The sequence below is a fragment of the Micromonospora sp. NPDC049048 genome, from assembly GCF_043197615.1.
Taxonomy (GTDB): Bacteria; Actinomycetota; Actinomycetes; order Mycobacteriales; family Micromonosporaceae; genus Micromonospora.
On sequence record NZ_JBICTM010000001.1, the window covers coordinates 1,124,833 to 1,140,686 of the forward strand.

14 protein-coding genes, 2 tRNA genes and 1 rRNA gene are annotated in these 15,854 nt (G+C 65.9%); 13 read left to right on the top strand and 4 right to left on the bottom strand.

All coding sequences use genetic code 11. The features are described from left to right. Positions 1 to 584: 584 nt before the first annotated feature. Entirely contained in the window at positions 585 to 1,418 is an 834-nt protein-coding gene (locus ACGFIG_RS05300; RefSeq protein ID WP_392999332.1) for a hypothetical protein, read from the top strand. Between the two features lie 290 nt (positions 1,419 to 1,708). After that, entirely contained in the window at positions 1,709 to 4,486 is a 2,778-nt protein-coding gene (locus ACGFIG_RS05305) for a hypothetical protein (protein ID WP_392999334.1), read from the top strand. On the opposite strand, the gene ACGFIG_RS05310 is transcribed toward ACGFIG_RS05305, so the two are convergent. Both ACGFIG_RS05310 and ACGFIG_RS05315 read right to left on the bottom strand, forming a co-directional pair. Then, positions 4,472 to 4,945, bottom strand: a complete 474-nt coding sequence (locus ACGFIG_RS05310; RefSeq protein WP_392999336.1) for an NUDIX domain-containing protein — start codon at positions 4,943 to 4,945, stop codon at positions 4,472 to 4,474. The two genes, ACGFIG_RS05305 and ACGFIG_RS05310, sit on opposite strands and share 15 nt — an antisense overlap. A 24-nt stretch (positions 4,946 to 4,969) precedes the next feature. After that, entirely contained in the window at positions 4,970 to 6,193 is a 1,224-nt protein-coding gene (locus ACGFIG_RS05315; RefSeq protein ID WP_392999338.1) for a helix-turn-helix domain-containing protein, read from the bottom strand. Between the two features lie 382 nt (positions 6,194 to 6,575). On the opposite strand from ACGFIG_RS05315, the gene ACGFIG_RS05320 reads away from it, so the two are divergent. From ACGFIG_RS05320 to ACGFIG_RS05335, 4 genes are all read left to right on the top strand, one after another. Next, on the top strand, positions 6,576 to 6,833 hold the full coding sequence (locus ACGFIG_RS05320) for a hypothetical protein (RefSeq protein ID WP_392999340.1): 258 nt from the start codon (positions 6,576 to 6,578) through the stop codon (positions 6,831 to 6,833). After that, positions 6,826 to 7,068 (top strand): hypothetical protein, encoded by a 243-nt coding sequence (locus ACGFIG_RS05325; RefSeq protein WP_392999342.1) that lies wholly within the window; start codon positions 6,826 to 6,828, stop codon positions 7,066 to 7,068. Before ACGFIG_RS05320 ends, ACGFIG_RS05325 begins: the two co-directional genes overlap by 8 nt. 348 nt (positions 7,069 to 7,416) lie before the next feature. Beyond that, complete coding sequence (locus ACGFIG_RS05330) at positions 7,417 to 8,142, top strand: GntR family transcriptional regulator (protein ID WP_392999344.1); 726 nt, start codon at positions 7,417 to 7,419, stop codon at positions 8,140 to 8,142. 68 nt (positions 8,143 to 8,210) lie between these two features. Then, the gene (locus tag ACGFIG_RS05335) at positions 8,211 to 8,645 is read left to right on the top strand and encodes a hypothetical protein (RefSeq protein WP_392999346.1); all 435 of its coding nucleotides are present in this window, start codon (positions 8,211 to 8,213) and stop codon (positions 8,643 to 8,645) included. Positions 8,646 to 8,966: 321 nt separating this feature from the next. On the opposite strand, the gene ACGFIG_RS05340 is transcribed toward ACGFIG_RS05335, so the two are convergent. Beyond that, positions 8,967 to 9,040 (bottom strand) — tRNA-Gly (locus ACGFIG_RS05340). A gap of 190 nt (positions 9,041 to 9,230) precedes the next feature. Here ACGFIG_RS05340 and ACGFIG_RS05345 point away from each other — a divergent pair. From ACGFIG_RS05345 to ACGFIG_RS05370, 6 genes are all read left to right on the top strand, one after another. Further along, positions 9,231 to 9,304: transfer RNA gene (locus tag ACGFIG_RS05345), tRNA-Pro, on the top strand. Between the two features lie 136 nt (positions 9,305 to 9,440). Continuing rightward, complete coding sequence (gene tig / locus ACGFIG_RS05350; protein WP_392999348.1) at positions 9,441 to 10,793, top strand: trigger factor; 1,353 nt, start codon at positions 9,441 to 9,443, stop codon at positions 10,791 to 10,793. A gap of 169 nt (positions 10,794 to 10,962) precedes the next feature. Further along, the gene (locus ACGFIG_RS05355) at positions 10,963 to 11,604 is read left to right on the top strand and encodes an ATP-dependent Clp protease proteolytic subunit (RefSeq protein ID WP_091628855.1); all 642 of its coding nucleotides are present in this window, start codon (positions 10,963 to 10,965) and stop codon (positions 11,602 to 11,604) included. 10 nt (positions 11,605 to 11,614) lie between these two features. Further along, a complete protein-coding gene (locus ACGFIG_RS05360; RefSeq protein ID WP_392999350.1) occupies positions 11,615 to 12,277 on the top strand; it encodes an ATP-dependent Clp protease proteolytic subunit in 663 nt (220 codons plus the stop codon). 217 nt (positions 12,278 to 12,494) lie between these two features. Further along, the gene (gene clpX / locus ACGFIG_RS05365; RefSeq protein ID WP_132239237.1) at positions 12,495 to 13,790 is read left to right on the top strand and encodes an ATP-dependent Clp protease ATP-binding subunit ClpX; all 1,296 of its coding nucleotides are present in this window, start codon (positions 12,495 to 12,497) and stop codon (positions 13,788 to 13,790) included. Between the two features lie 142 nt (positions 13,791 to 13,932). Beyond that, positions 13,933 to 14,730, top strand: coding sequence for a carbon-nitrogen hydrolase family protein (locus ACGFIG_RS05370; RefSeq protein WP_392999352.1), 798 nt, complete (start codon positions 13,933 to 13,935; stop codon positions 14,728 to 14,730). 6 nt (positions 14,731 to 14,736) lie between these two features. Here the strand turns inward: ACGFIG_RS05370 and ACGFIG_RS05375 are convergent, their stop codons facing one another. After that, complete coding sequence (locus ACGFIG_RS05375; protein ID WP_392999354.1) at positions 14,737 to 14,961, bottom strand: hypothetical protein; 225 nt, start codon at positions 14,959 to 14,961, stop codon at positions 14,737 to 14,739. Between the two features lie 806 nt (positions 14,962 to 15,767). Here ACGFIG_RS05375 and ACGFIG_RS05380 point away from each other — a divergent pair. Beyond that, positions 15,768 to 15,854: ribosomal RNA gene (locus ACGFIG_RS05380) — 16S ribosomal RNA — on the top strand; the annotation flags it as partial.

Sequence of the window (15,854 nt, forward strand, 5' to 3'; positions counted from 1 at the left end):
CGCACCGTCAGTTTGGAAGATCGTTCTCGGCTGAGCTGATCTGTCCGGAACGCCTGGCCAGGGGCGGTGCCGTGGTGCCCGACCATGACCGCTGCTGACCGTCGGGGGCACCGGCTACTGGCACGTGTCTGGCACGGCACCGATGGGTGCGCGGTTGTCCAGCGGCGTACGGCTTACCGCCCCCGGGCCTTCGGGCCGGGGCGGCTTGCCGTGTCGCCGGCTCTCCGCGCGCCTGAACCCCGATACCCGGTGGCAAGCCGCGAAGCGGCGCGGCAGCCGATCGCCCAGCCCTCGACGGACATTGACCACCTTGCGATCGTCAACATCTAGGCTGAACTCGTGTCAACAACCCGACTGCCGCTCGTTAGCTAGCGGCGTCGCGTTGTCGTACGCTGCTCGGGCGGATAGGGCCGAGCTGTAAATCCGTCGCGGAAGCTACAGAGGTTCGGATCCTCTACCCCCGCCAGGGAGTTGCCAGACCCCTGGCCTGCGGAAAAGCAGGTCGGGAACCTGGTTGGCTTAACCTGGCAATAACCACCGTTGTCCACGAGACACCCTTCGATCGGGCACATAGGGGGCACGACGTGAGCGAGCCGACGCCGCCGGATGGGGCGGCTACGAACGTCCCGGCGAAGCCGTGCTTCGTCATCGCGCCCATCGGTCCCGCCGGCTCAGAGATAAGACGTCGCAGCAATCAGATCATGAAGTACCTGATCCGTCCGGTGCTGGGCAGGCATGGCTACGTGGCTGTCCGAGGTGATGAGATGGATCAAGGCGGCTTGATCACCAGTCACATTCTGACCCGGATCGCAAATGATCCGCTTGTGATCGCCGATCTAACGGACGCCAACCCCAACGTCTACTACGAGTTGGCTGTGCGCCATGTTCTGCGGAAGCCCTTCATTCAGCTGATCGATTCCGCTCAGCGTCTGCCGTTCGACGTTGCGGGCCTACGGACGATCCACGTCGATCATCGGGACTTGGACAGCGTGGAGGACGCAAAGGCGGCGCTCGCGCGGGCGATCGAGAGCATCCACAAGGGCGAGCCAATCGAGACGCCTATGTCCTTTGCGATCGAGCTGCAGGATCTGCGAACATCCGCTAACCCTGAGGAGCAGGGACTCGCGCAGATCTTGGAGGCTGTGAAACGCATTCAGCGGGACGTTCAGGTCAGCCGGACACGGGGGGCGTCTGTTGAGGATTTCATGTCTCTTCGAATGTTCGTTGAAAGGCTTGCGCAGGAAGGCCGCCTGACAGACGACGACGTCGCCACTCTAGTCACTAGGACGACCACCGGTCCTTTTGACGACTGGGCTAATTCATTGCCAATCAAGAGCGGGACCTTCGACGACCCGTGGGCGAATACGCCCCCGCCGGCGTCGACCTCGTCGAACTTTGATGAGGAACCGCCGTTCTAGCTTGGGCAAGCGTGCAGAGGTGGGCGTAGCTGACTTGATAATTCAACCGATCCTCTCGTCGGGCAGTCGCCAGACCTTCCAGCCTCCCCGTCCGGGGAGGCTGGCAGCCCTTGTGGTGCCCGGCGCGGAGATCCGTGGCGGCATCTCTGAGGAGGGCCCGGGTTCGGGGCGGAGCCCGAGTTCTTTAGCTCCTAGTTGCCCTCGACGTGGCAGGCCGGGGCCGGGCCGGCGCCGCCCTTGATCAATTAGAGAGCAAATCGGCAAGCTTCTAGAAACGGACGGGGCTCCGGGTGGTTATGGAACGCGTTGCGGTACAGGACTACAAAATTCTTGTCCTTGCGGAGGGCGAGACGCCGTCCGCCGTGGGCAACGCTAAGGGGCACCTTTTTGAGGCCTTCATCGCAGCATTACTGCATGAGTTTGGTTTTGAAGCGCCGAGGAAGCCGAACGTTAACGTAACCTCCGACGGGATCGAGCTCGACGTCTCCCTGGTTCATGAGCTCACTAGGGAGAAGGCAGTTGCCGAAGGGAAGGCATATTCAACTAATGTTAAAGCTCAGGCTCTGACTTCTTTCTACGGCAAGCTTCAGATGGAGCGTTTCGAGGAGCCAAGCACTCATGGCTTCCTGTTTGCAATACCGCGTCTCGTGGCGGAGGGGGCGGAAAAAGCTAAGGCGGCTGAGCGCAATGATCCGAAATTCCGCTACTTTGACGCTGAACGCATAGTTGGTCATTTGATCTCGCGCGGACTGGTTCGAACTGAGGCGGCTACGCTTCCCTCGGGCCTGATCCTTAGTGATCCGGCGATATTGATCGCCGAAGAAGGCCTCTATTCGTGTGTCAAGAGCCTTGACCATGAATCCCGTCGTGCCGAGCGGATATTTATTTGGGGGCAGCGTGCGGGCGACCGCGTTCCAACATCTACAATCGAATTGTTGCGCGAATCCGAATACGGTGCCGATCTTGTCGTAGAAGAGGCCGAGAACTCGCTGACTGGTGCTCGGCAGGTTCCTGCCCCTCGGAGGCCAGAGGCTTCACCGCCAATCGTCGTTGCGGTTCGCGGAAGCTCCTCCGATTTTGAGTACCAATTTCCCGCATCACCCGACTTCTTCGTGGGCCGCCGGACTATCGTTTCCGAGCTGGACCGCGTTCTGAAAGCGGGTAAGGGTGCCTTCGTTCTGAACGCTCAGTCGGGCTGGGGTAAGAGTTCGCTAGCCTTGAAACTCCAGCGCATGGTATTCGAGTCTGGAGGCTCTGCCTTAGTTGTTGATAGTCGCACAGCTTCCTCGCCGGCCTTTGTTACGGAGGCGCTCAGAATTGCGGCTAAGGCAGCTGAAAGTCAGGGTCTACTTACCCTTCCGGCGGACAGTTCGTGGGCAAGTCTGCAAAGTGCAGTCTCTACTCTAAATCGGACTTCCTGGCTCAGGCCGCAGCCGCTGGTTGTGTTCTTTGATCAGTTCGAAAACGTATTTCAGGATGAGCTAATAACGCGTGAGTTTCGAGACCTTGCGATGGTGGTGCAAGAGGCGACTAATCCAATCTTGGTTGGGTTTGCGTGGAAAACCGATCTTGTGGGGTGGACGGAATCTCACCCCTATCGTCTTCGCGACGAAATTCGTGCCACGAGCACTCAAATTGTGGTCGAGCCGATGGGCGCGAAGGATATTGAGGCGTTGCTCAAGCGTCTCGAAAAGCGCGTTGATCAGCGATTGGCGAGGGAACTCCGGCAGCGGCTTCGCGAGTACTCGCAGGGACTCCCATGGCTTTTCAAGAAACTGGCAGAGCACGTGATTAGGGAGATTGAGGAGCGCGGAAAGACCCAAGAGCAGCTCGTCAGTGAGGCGTTGAATGTTCAAAGTCTCTTCGATGCCGATCTTGCGGGTCTGCAGCCAGTGGAGCAGGATGCTGTCCGGCATGTTGCAAGATTCGCCCCCGTGTCCGCCGCCGAGATTACTGAGAAATACGATGGCGCTGTTATCCAGTCACTGCTTGATCGGCGGCTGATCGTGGCAGTAGGCGAAAAGCTCGATACGTACTGGGATACCTTCCGCGACTTCTTGAACACCGGACAGATTCCCATCCAGGACTCGTATACGATTGGCCTTAATCCCCAAGCGGTTGCCCCCTTGCTTGCTCAAGTTGTCGCATCCGGCGGAGACATGTCTGTCCCTGATGTCGCGGCCGCTATCGGATCAACTCCGGCGAGCGTTGTCAACTCTTCGCGCATTCTACGATTGCTCGGTGTAACGATGTACGAAGCAAACCGCGTGCGCATCGCAGACGCGATTCTAGGCTCAGGTGACCGCGAGGGTGCCCTGCGTAAAACAGTAGCCTCTGCGCTGCGACGTCATCGGGCCTACTCGCTTTTCCTGCGACTGGCCGAGCGGCATGGCGAGTGGGTCTCAATTTCACTGTTTACTCGTGAACTCTCCCAAGCCTTCCCTGCCGTTGAGGCGCAGCCTAAGACGTGGGCAACGTACGCGCGCGCTTTCGCTTTTTGGTTCGAATATTCCGGCCTCTCTATCATTCGCAATAATGACCTTTATCTTCCCCATGAAGGTTATAGTGGTAAGGGGAGCCTGCTTGCTAGCAAGCATGTGGCAAGTGTGCGGGTAGAGCACCTTCATGGTGCGCCTGGTCCGTCCGTTCAACTGCTACTGCGATTGGATTCTGCGGGAGTTCGTTATAAGGATTTGAGTAGAGCTTCTCAGCGGGCCGCGCGAGGGCTATTGCTGCTAGGTCTTGCGCAAGAGCACCCAAAGGGTGTCGTGGTTCGAGCGCCGGGTAGCGTCCGTGACGGTTCTGTCAACCCGGTTAATGTTCGAATGGGCCTGCAAAGGCTGCCAGGGGGCCGTGAGGCAATTTCCGTTCTGGAGCGGGACCCGGCGGCGGACATGTTCTCGATCGGAGCGATTCTTCGGGATGCCTGCGCCGCGGATTGGAAGGACAGTACTACTCAGTTGAATGGCAAGCATTTTCGCAGTTGGGCTAAGGTTGCGGGTGTGCCACTGGTGCGCGCGCGCGAGAGAGTCCTTCCTGCCGATGGTCAAGCCCTATTCGACTATTGATCCGTGCTCGGCGTATGCCGGACGCCGGCGACGGCGGGCCTCCGTCGCAGCCATAATTCGGCGCGCGAGGCGTTCGGGCATCCGATCGGATAGGTCTTTCAGGCTGACAAACTCGTGTGCAGCAATCTCGCCGTCCCTGTAGGATATTTCTTTCGTGCACGCGGGGGGCAACACATGGCCGTCGAATATAAAAAGTAACTTGTCGCCCTCATTTTTTGCTGGCGCCCAGTCGACGACCAGCATTGGGCCTATCTGGACAACCAGGCCGAGTTCTTCCTCGACCTCGCGAATGCATGCGGCACGAGGTGCCTCACCTGGTTCTACGTACCCACCAGGGATGTCCCACGTTTCTTTGTAGGTTGGCCGTACCAGCAGCACACGGCCCTCGTCGTCGTCGAAGAAGAGGGCGCCTGCGGCGACGCGTGGGGTTGCCATGGGTGGCATCTCGTTGGCCGTCACCAGGGCAGCCTAGATGGGCTGGGTTCAGTCGAGCACCTTGAGCCGCCGGGCCAGGCCGACCAGTTCGGCCGAGGGTTTGCCGCGCTGTCGGCGTATCCAGGTCAGGGCGAGTTGTCGGCTGAGGAAGTGGTGGCGGACCTGTTCGGGTGCCATCTGTTCGGCGTCGAGCAGCACGGCTTGGGCGTCGTCAACGCGGTTCCACGAGCTGTAGGCGCGGGCGACTTCGAGGGCGTGCCGTACCCGTCGTTCCATCGGTAGGCCGGCGGTGTCGACGCGCGGTCCGAGGTCGATGGCGATTTGCAGGTTGCCCAGCTCGGCGGCGGTGGCGACGCGGTGGATGGCGACGTTGGTCGGGCCGAACGCGGTCCAGAGGTGGTTGGCGTCGGCTCCGAGCTGGCCGGCGGCGTGGTCGGCGGCGGCGAGGAAGGCGCGGGTGGTGGCGTCGTCGTTGGATCGGGCGGCGGCCATCGAGCCGGACAGGAACAGGGTTCCGTAGACCGAGAGCAGCGCGGGTGTGGCGTGCTTGAGGTGGGGCTCAAGGTAGCCGGCGGCGTCTTCGGTGAGGCGTACTGCTTCGGCGTAACGGCCGGTGGCGTGCAGGGCGTGGCCGACGGAGCGGAACAGGGAGCCGGTGATGAGCGGGTCGCCCGTGGGTCGGACGGCGGCCAGGCCGCGGTCGGCGGCGATCCAGGCAAGGTCGCTCTCTCCGAGCTTGGTGAGTTGCGTGGCGGCGAGCTGGTATGCCAAGCCGAGTAGCCGGCGGGCCTGGTCCTGGTCGTCGCCGTCGTGGTGGTCGGCGGCGGCCTGGGCGCGCTGGAGCAGGTAGGGCAGGCGGCCGGTGACGTACCCGAATCGCGAGTCCTGGTAGGCGTCCCAGAGGGTCCCAACCTCCTTTCTGAGTACGGCGACGCTCGGCGGCTCCGCGTTTGTGCCGCCGCCGAACGGACCGAGGGCGCGGTAGTTCATCAGGGCGGCGCGCAGGGCGGGCACGGTTTCGGTGCCGCTGTCTCCGGTCCAGTCGAGCAGTGAGGGTTCGCCGAGCAGGTCGCCGAGGGAGACGTCCAAGACTTCGGCGAGGGACTTGATGACGGAGAGCCGGTCCAGCTCAATCCGGTTGTTCTCGATCTTGCCCAGCCAGTCGGCGGTACGACCGATGAGCCCGGCCAGGACCTCCTGGGACAGGCCGCGCCGCCGGCGGTACCAGGCGACGCGTTCGCCGATGGTCAGGGTGTTGGTTGTCCCGCGCACCGGTTTACTGTCTCCCTTCGGTCGGCTGCGACCCCGGAAGGATTTTCCGGGTCGCTGGGCGGTTTGTGCCACAACCTGTGTGCATGACGGGGCTGAACGTATCGACCGATTGCCAATCCTGCTCGGGCGCGGGCTGGAAGTACACCCTCGCCCGTACCGCCATCCGGGGGATGGGGCGGGGGTCGGAGCGGACTCGTTCGCTTGCCCGGCGGTCCTGCCTGGACTGCGCGGGTTCCGGTCGCTCGGCGACCTGCTGAGGCTGGCCGGGGTGGGTGCTGGTGTGGGGCCGCGACCCGAACGACGGCCCGTTAATGGCCCGCCCGCCTCGGCGCCTCGCAAACCAGCGCCGCGCCGTCCGGGTGTGCCGGCGCCGGGCGACCTGGTGCTGATCGACGGTCGGGCGTCGGTGCAGTTCGGCGGCGACCGCGCGTTGTGGCTGCGGGTGACCTCGGTCTGCGACAAACCGACGTATCACGGCTGGGTGTGGCTCACCGGCTATTCCGTCGACCCGGCGAGCGGCAAGGCGCTGGCGCGGCGGGAGGTCTTCGTGCAGATCGCCGGCCTACAGATCCGGCCACGCACGACCGACAGCGCGCCGCCTCGCAACGTGGCGCCGGTGATGAGGAGACGCGGTGTTTGACGTTCGGGTACGACTCGGCGCGGTGCTGACGATCGATGCAGCAGATCGTCTCCTGCCGTCGGACGGGCCGGTGACATTGTGGGTGACCGGGGTTCGGCTGGTGGCCAACCGTCCGCCGCAGGATGAGTGGATCTGGGTCGAGGGATTCAGACTCGGCTCGTCCGGTCGTCATGGTCGGCAGGCGCAGATCCTGGTGCGCGCGAGCAAGCTCCCGCCGGATGGGGCGGCCCGGTGAGTACCTACCTGTCCAGCGCCGTGCGCGACCAGCTCCGGGCGGCACAGGCGCGGCTTGACCAGCACACCCCGTCGAGCGTGGACGGGCGCTGCGCTACCTGCGGCGAGGAGGGGCCGTGCCCGCAGCGTCAAACGGCGTTGCGGGTGTTCGGCCGGTATGGCTGCCTGCCGCGTCGGTGGCCGGGAGCGACTCGTCCGGAGTCGGTGGGAGCGCCGCCGTCGTGGTCGGGGTGGCTGGCCGCAGCGGTCGGGCGTGTGACGCCGAAGGGCTGACCTTGCTTGTCCTGTCATGCAAACAACTCATAAGCTGCTGATATTCATGCAGCGTTCCTAGGTGGGGTGGCCCGCGATGGCGTACGAGATTCCGACGCCGAAATACCTGCGCGTGTTGAACACGCTGCGGAAGCGCATCGAGGATGGCGACTACGCCCCTGGTGCGGCACTGCCGTCGGAGAACCAGCTCTGTACGGAGTTCGGTGTGTCCCGCCCGACGGTGCTCAAGGCGCTGGGCATCCTCAAGCAGGACGGCTGGATCGAGTCGCAGCAGGGCAAGGGCAGCTTCGTGCGCGGCCGGCCCGCCTCCGGGCGCACCTCGCCCGACTACGCCCGCGACGCGGTCGAGCTGGACGAGACCGGGGAGACAGAGATTCTGCACGTCGGCCCGGTGCTCGCCTCACCGCGGATCGCCGCGGAGTTGAAGATCCCGGAGGGCACGCCGGTCTACGAGCGGCGCCGCCGGACCGTCTCGGAGGCGGGGCCGGTGGACCTGGTCGCAACATTCGTGCCGGTGGACATCGCGGTCGGCACCGACATCACCAGGCCGGACCCGATCGCGGGCGGCCTGCTCGACCTCATCGCCCGCCACAAGGGCCTACGACCCGACTACGCCACCGAGCGGATGACCGCCCGCCAAGTGAGCGACGTCGAGGCTGAGGCGTTGGACGTGCCGGCCGACGAGTCGGTGATGAGCGTCGTCATCACCGTCCACCAGGCATCCGGCGAACCGATCATGACGTCGGTGCTGGTGATGCCGGGCAGCCGGCATGAGATCGAAGACATTTACGCGCTGTCCTGACCGGGATGCTCCTATTGGTGGTCAAGCCTCGGTCGCAACCGGCCGTCGAGCGAATGTGAAGCTAGGGGATGGTCGAGACCGCACATGGCAGGACGCTCCGTCTGATCGGCTACTGGTGGGGTTTGGACGAGCCGGGTTGGCCGGACGTCAAACAGTTCGTCGACGAGGGCCTGGACCCCAACGAGAGCGAGCGGGTAGCGCGTTACCTGTCGTCCGGAACCGCGTGGGTCGCGGCGGCGGGGCTTTCACCGTGTCGCCTCTGCGGCGTGGGGAACGGGTCAGCGGAGCTGACGGATGGGCGTCATTTCATCTGGCCCGAAGGGCTTGGGCACTACGTCCGCGACCATCAGGTGAGGCTGCCCGCGCTCATCACCGAGGTGATGAGCGGGGAGCCTGCACCCGTAGACGCGTTCAGATTCGAGCAGGAGTTGACCTCCGGCGACCTCTCGGTCGACGACGAGTGGTGGCGCACCCTGGGTCAAATCCGCCCGTCTGCCGGTTGACTGGACGCTCCCCGTTAATACGCGGCTGCGCACTCAGCCAGCATGGATTCCGCCTCGTCCAGGATCCGTCGTACCTGGCCGGAGGTCAGACGGCAAGGACAAGGCGACCAAGGACAAGGCCGCCGAACAGAACGCGCCCAAGGAGAAGCCGGCGGCACGCAGGGCGACCAAGGGCACGAAGCCGAAGCGGCTGGCACGAGAACCCGCCTCGGGCGGCACGGCCGGCGCTACTGGCACGCCAATGGCACGCAAGATCAAGGAAGGCTGAAACGAGAACGGCCCAGGCTCGGCGACAACGCCGCTGACCTGGGCCGGAAGCTGTGGAGCGGGCGACGGGAATCGAACCCGCACCGTCAGTTTGGAAGACTGAAGCTCTGCCATTGAGCTACGCCCGCGTGCGCCCTGATGCTGTCGGCGCGACGACAGCGTACCCAATGACCCGTCGGCCCCGCGCGGCCGTATCCCGTCCCGGGGAGCGGCGAGCGGTTCCCGGGGTGCCAGATGTCCGGTTGGTCCCTCTTCGGCGCGTTGGGCGACGCCCCGGCACCTCCGGCGGGCGGGGACCGCATAGACTGCTCGTCGCCACGGGGTGTGGCGCAGCTTGGTAGCGCACTCGCTTTGGGAGCGAGGGGCCGTGGGTTCAAATCCCGCCACCCCGACTGTCGTCCGCGGCCGGTCGCCGGGGTCGCCCCTCGTGCGGTGCCCGGCCGCTGCCGGTGCGTCCGGCCGGCTCACCTACACTCGATGGGCTTATCACGCCCAGACTAAAACCGAGATCCGTCAAGGAGTACGCCTGTGAAGAGCACCGTCGAGACTCTGAGCCCGACGCGCGTGCGGCTCGCCATCGAGGTGCCGTTCGTCGAGCTCGAGCCGAGCCTCAGGAAGGCGTACCGGGAGATCGGACAGCAGGTCCAGGTGCCCGGCTTCCGCAAGGGCAAGGTTCCGGCGGCCGTGATCGACCAGCGGGTCGGCCGGGGCACCGTCCTCAACGAGGCGGTGCAGGAGGCCATCCCGCAGAACATCCTCGCCGCCGTGCGCGAGCATGACCTGAAGACGCTCGGCCGCCCCGAGGTCGAGATCACCGAGTTCAACGACGGTGACTCGCTGAACTTCACCGCCGAGGTCGACGTCCGCCCGGAGATCACCCTGCCGGACCCGGCCACCATCGAGGTGACCGTCGACGAGCTCCAGATCGACGACAGCGAGATCGACGAGCAGGTGAAGAACCTGCGTGAGCGGTTCGCCACCCTGAAGACCGTCGAGCGGGCCGCCCAGGAGGGCGACTACGTCCAGATCGACCTGAACGCGACCGTCGACGGCGAGGACGTGCCGGGCGGCTCCGCCAGCAACATCTCCCACGAGGTCGGCAGCAAGCAGCTCCTCCCGGGCCTGGACGAGGCCGTCGTCGGCCTGGCCGCCGGCGAGAGCACCAGCTTCACCACCCAGCTCGTCGGCGGCGACTTCGCCGGCCGCGACGCCGAGGTGGCGGTGACCGTCCGCACGGTCAAGGAGAAGGAGCTGCCGGAGCTCAACGACGAGTTCGCCCAGATGGCGAGCGAGTTCGACACCATCGAGGAGCTGCGCGGCGACCTGCGCGAGCGGGTCACCCGGGGCAAGCGGGTCGAGCAGATCTACGCCGCCCGCGACAAGGCGCTGGAGCAGATGGTGGCCGCCGCCGAGGTGCCGGCGCCGGAGGGCATCGTCCGCGAGGAGGTCGAGAGCCGCAAGCAGGCCATGGTCGACCAGCTGGAGCGGATCGGCGCCTCCCTGGAGGAATACCTGGCGGCCGAGGAGAAGACCGAGGAGCAGATCGACGCCGAGCTGACCGAGGCGGCGACCGAGGGCGTCAAGGTCCAGCTGCTGCTGGACACGCTCGCCGACGCCGAGGACGTGCAGGTCTCCGACGACGAGTTCGGCCACGAGATCGTGCACCGGGCCCAGCGCGCCGGGATGGCTCCGCAGCAGTACTACGACCAGCTGGTCCGCTCGGGCGCGGCCGGTGCGGTCTTCGGTGACGTGCGGCGGGGCAAGGCCCTGGCCTCGGTCATGGAGCGCATCAAGATCAAGGACTCGGCGGGCAACGAGGTCACCCTCGACGCGCTGCGTGCCGAGAGCGAGGCCGAGCACGCGCACGACCACGAGCACTGATCGTCGGGTGAGGCCGCCGTCCGCCGCCTGCGGTGGACGGCGGCCGATTCCCTTTTCGGGTACGCCTCGGCGGTGCTGCGCTGATAGCGAACACTGCCCGGACCGACGCTCTGCGATCTGGCTGAGCGGTTAGTGTCGGGTAGGACGGTACGGAGAGCGAAGGGCTGCCATGACCGACATGCACATCCAAGCGAAGCCGCTCCGGGCGATCGATGCCCGCGGTGGCGACACCATTGGCAACCTCGACGACTCGGTCTACAACCGGTTGCTCAAGGAGCGCATCATCTTCCTGGGCAGCGAGGTGACCGACCAGGTCGCCAACCGCATCTGCGCGCAGCTCCTGCTGCTCGCCGCGGAGGACCCGGACCGCGACATCAACCTCTGGATCAACTCGCCGGGCGGGTCGGTCTACTCCGGCATGGCGATCTACGACACCATGCAGTTCATCGACAACGACGTCTCGACCGTGGCGATGGGCATGGCGGCGTCCATGGGTCAGCTGCTGCTGTGCGCCGGCACCAAGGGCAAGCGCTACGCCCTGCCGCACGCGCGGATCATGATGCACCAGCCCTCCGGCGGTCTCGGCGGCACCGCGTCCGACATCGCCATCCAGGCGGAGCAGATGCTCTACACCAAGCGGATGTTCCAGGAGCGGGTCGCGCACCACACCGGCCAGAGCCAGGCGCAGATCGAGGCGGATTCCGACCGCGACCGCTGGTTCACCGCCCAGGAGGCCCTGGACTACGGCTTCATCGACAAGGTGATCATCGGGGCCGCCCAGGTTCCGGATGGCGCCGGGACCCTGAGCTGAGGAGCTGACGATGACCGACCTGAGCCTGCCGCCCCAGTTCGCGGCCGTGCACAACCGCTACGTCCTGCCGTCGTTCGTCGAGCGCACGTCGTACGGGGTGAAGGAGTCGAACCCCTACAACAAGCTCTTCGAGGACCGGATCATCTTCCTCGGCGTCCAGGTCGACGACGCGTCGGCCAACGACGTGATGGCGCAGCTGCTGACGCTCGAGGGCACCGACCCGGACCGCGACATCATCATGTACATCAACTCGCCCGGCGGCTCGTTCACCGCCATGACGGCGATCTACGACACCATGCAGTACGTCCGGCCGGACATCCAGACGGTCTGCCTGGGCCAGGCGGCGAGCGCCGCCGCCGTGCTGCTGGCCGCCGGCACCCCCGGCAAGCGGATGGCGCTGCCGAACTCGCGGATCATCATCCACCAGCCGGCCACCGAGGGCGGCTACGGGCAGGGCTCGGACATCGAGATCCAGGCCCGGGAGATCCTGCGGATGCGGACGCAGCTCGAGGAGATGCTCTCCCGGCACTGCAACCAGCCGGTCGAGAAGGTCCGCAAGGACATCGACCGCGACAAGATCATGACGGCCGAGGAGTCCAAGGAGTACGGGCTGGTGGACACCATCCTCACCAGCCGCAAGAAGGGCCTGCTGGCGGCCAACGCCGCCAGCTGAAAAGCTCGGGTCACGGTCGGCCGGGAGTCCGCTCCCGGCCGACCGTCTGACACACCCGATTTGGGGGTCGGAGAAACCTCCGCCAGCGGGTAACGTCGGGTCTGTGCCGCTCCACCGGTACGCCGGCGGGGTGCACGAGCGGGTGAAACGAGGCGGGCGCTTCCACGTCCGCAGGCGAGGGCCGGGTCTCCGGCCGACGAGTGCAGGGAGAACGTAGGTGGCACGGATCGGTGACGGCGGCGACCTACTGAAATGCTCGTTCTGCGGGAAGTCGCAGAAGCAGGTCAAGAAGCTCATCGCGGGCCCCGGCGTCTACATCTGCGACGAGTGCATCGATCTCTGCAACGAGATCATCGAGGAGGAGCTGGCCGAGTCCGGCGAGGTGAAGTGGGAAGAGCTTCCCAAGCCGATGGAGATCTGCCAGTTCCTCGACACCTACGTCGTCGGGCAGGACCAGGCCAAGAAGGCGCTCGCCGTCGCGGTCTACAACCACTACAAGCGGATCCAGGCCGAGGCGGCCGGCGCGCCGGGCTCCGGCAGTGACGCCGTCGAGCTGGCCAAGTCCAACATCCTGCTGCTCGGCCCGACGGGGTGCGGCAAGACCCACCTGGCGCAGACCCTGGCCCGGATGTTGAACGTTCCGTTCGCCATCGCCGACGCCACCGCGCTCACGGAGGCCGGCTACGTCGGCGAGGACGTGGAGAACATCCTCCTCAAGCTGATCCAGGCCGCCGACTACGACATCAAGCGCGCCGAGACCGGCATCATCTACATCGACGAGGTCGACAAGATCGCCCGCAAGTCCGAGAACCCGTCGATCACGCGGGACGTCTCGGGCGAGGGCGTCCAGCAGGCGCTGCTCAAGATGCTGGAAGGCACGGTGGCCAACGTGCCGCCGCAGGGCGGGCGCAAGCACCCCCACCAGGAGTTCATCCAGATCGACACCACCAACGTGCTGTTCATCTGCGGTGGTGCCTTTGCCGGGCTCGATCAGATCATCGAGGCCCGCACCGGTCACGGCGGCACCGGCTTCGGCGCCCGGCTCCGGTCGGTCTCCGAGCGGTCGACCGACGACATCTTCAGCCAGGTCATGCCGGAGGACATGCTGAAGTTCGGGCTGATCCCCGAGTTCATCGGCCGGCTTCCGGTGATCACCAACGTGCGCAGCCTCGACCGCACCGCCCTGGTGCGCATCCTCACCGAGCCGCGCAACGCCCTGGTCCGGCAATACCAGCGCCTCTTCGAGCTCGACGGCGTCGAGCTGGAGTTCGAGCCGCCGGCACTGGAGGCGATCGCCGACCAGGCGATGCTGCGGGGCACCGGCGCCCGCGGCCTGCGCGCGATCATGGAGGAGGTCCTGCTCTCCGTGATGTACGAGGTGCCGAGCAACCCCGACGCCGCCCGGGTGCTGATCACCCGCGAGGTGGTGCTGGAGAACGTCAACCCGACGATCGTGCCCCGCGAGTTCACCGGTCGCCGCGCCCGGCGGGACCGCGAGGAGAAGTCGGCCTGATCCACCGTCGCCGCGCCCGTCCGCTCAGGTCGGGCGCGGCGTCGTGTCCGCCCCCGCCGGCGGGGGCGCTGGCGGATCCGGCGATCCCGAGAGCGCACTTCGGCGCTGTCGCCACCCGCCCCTCCGGCCGTACGCTGTCTCCATGCGCGTCGCCGTCTGCCAGCTCAACTCCCGCGAAGACCGGAAGGCGAACCTCGCGGCTGCGGAGGCCCTGCTGGAACGCGCGGCGGCAGCCGGCGCGGACCTGGCGCTCCTGCCGGAGTTCGTCGACTACCTCGGCCCCGCGGCGGGGCTGCCCGAGCCGGAGCCGGTCGACGGCGAGGTGGGTCAGTTCTTCGCCGGCATCGCCCGGCGGCTGGGCATCTGGTTGATCGCCGGGTCGATCCACGAGCGCGGGCCAGATCCGGAACGCACCTGGAACACCTCCCTGGTCTTCGACCGCTCCGGCACGCTTGCCGCCAGCTATCGCAAGATCCACCTGTACGACGTGGAGATCCCCGGCCGGGTCTCCTACCTCGAGTCGGCCACCGTGGCCCCGGGCGACCAGCCGGTGGTCGTCGACGTCGAGGGCCTCCGCGTCGGCCTGTCGATCTGCTACGACCTCCGGTTCCCGGAGCTGTACCGGCAGCTCGTCGTCGACGGCGGCGCCCAACTGCTCGTGGTGCCGGCCGCCTTCATGGTCCACACCGGGCGGGACCACTGGGAGGTGCTGTTGCGCGCGCGGGCGATCGAGAACCAGTGCTTCGTCGCCGCGGCGGGGCAGACCGGCGACCACGAGCCGAACCGGACCTGCTACGGGCGCAGCATGGTGGTCGACCCGTGGGGCACCGTGCTCACCCAGGTGCCCGACGGCCCGGGGCTGGCCGTCACCGACCTCGATCTCGACCGGCTGCGCACCATCCGCACCGAGCTGCCCAGCCTGGCGAACCGTCGCCTCTGACGCGTACTACTGCAGCAGTACGCCCACCACGGCGAGGCCGGCGATCGCGGCGGCTGTGACCAGCAGCGCCGTCGTCATCCGGGACCGCCCCCGTTTGGCCAGCCGGGTCACCGAGACCAGGACGACGAAGACCACGAAGGCGCCGATGACCAGCTGCCAGAACGGCAGCAGGAGTCCCGTCAGCGCGTCCTCGGCGAGCACGGTCACCTCGGTACGCGGGAGGTCAGCCATGACAGACACTCTGGCATGCCTGGGCCGCCTTCGGGCCCCACGTTCTCATCACGAATGGGCGACCGCTCGGGCTTGGGGCGGGTGCGCAGGGTGAGCGTGACCGGCAGTTCTGCGGCCGCCGTCACGCCGTAGCGACGGCGGCCGCAAGGTCCCCGGCAGCCTGCCGGCCGCGGACTGGGGGAGTGCGGCTGCGGCGCGGACGGGGCGTCGGCGGGGTTTCACGACGCTGGCGGCAGTTCCACTTCGGACAGCGACGAACGCCGATTTGCCTTCTGGGGACGGGCCGCGTAACTTTCTCTCTGCACGCGGAAGGCCGGACAAACCGGCTGACAAGGGCATCAGGCTCGTGGCGGAGACGCCGAGCGAGGCTGAGGATTCGGGTGGTGCGAGGACGCCCCAAGGTGGGGTTGCGATCGCGAGACCGACCGGGTAGAGTTTCGAAGCCGGCAGGAGCCGGGCGGATGGCCACAGAGTGGCGATCGGCCGGTCTGCGGTTTCCCACGACAGCAACGACCGCCGTTATTCGGCGTGCGTAATCGTGGAATCGGAACGCAATTCGTTGATCACCTCGAACGTGGGCTGACGACGGGGAGTGAGCCGAGTAGGGTCGAGGAGTTGCCCCAAGCGGGTTCCCAGATTGCGGGACGCCCGAGTGGTGTGTGGTTGTTCTTTGAGAACTCAACAGGGTGCTTGATAAGCCAGTGCCAAATTGTTTATACCCCGGACTGGTGAACCTTTACAGGTTTGTCAGTCTTGGATTCCTTTGGCAACACTTTTTGTTGCCGGGATGACTGTTCGACAAGTTTTTGTTGGAGAGTTTGATCCTGGCTCAGGACGAACGCTGGCGGCGTGCTTAACACATGCAAGTCGAGCGGAAAGGCCCTTCGGGGTAC

Bases quoted from the DNA above. Each gene is read 5' to 3' on its own strand.
- ACGFIG_RS05330 (WP_392999344.1), top strand. From the start codon at position 7,417: ATGGCGTACGAGATTCCGACGCCGAAATACCTGCGCGTGTTGAACACG.
- ACGFIG_RS05335 (WP_392999346.1), top strand. From the start codon at position 8,211: ATGGTCGAGACCGCACATGGCAGGACGCTCCGTCTGATCGGCTACTGG.
- ACGFIG_RS05355 (WP_091628855.1), top strand. From the start codon at position 10,963: ATGACCGACATGCACATCCAAGCGAAGCCGCTCCGGGCGATCGATGCC.
- ACGFIG_RS05360 (WP_392999350.1), top strand. From the start codon at position 11,615: ATGACCGACCTGAGCCTGCCGCCCCAGTTCGCGGCCGTGCACAACCGC.
- ACGFIG_RS05370 (WP_392999352.1), top strand. From the start codon at position 13,933: ATGCGCGTCGCCGTCTGCCAGCTCAACTCCCGCGAAGACCGGAAGGCG.
- ACGFIG_RS05375 (WP_392999354.1), bottom strand. From the start codon at position 14,961: ATGGCTGACCTCCCGCGTACCGAGGTGACCGTGCTCGCCGAGGACGCG.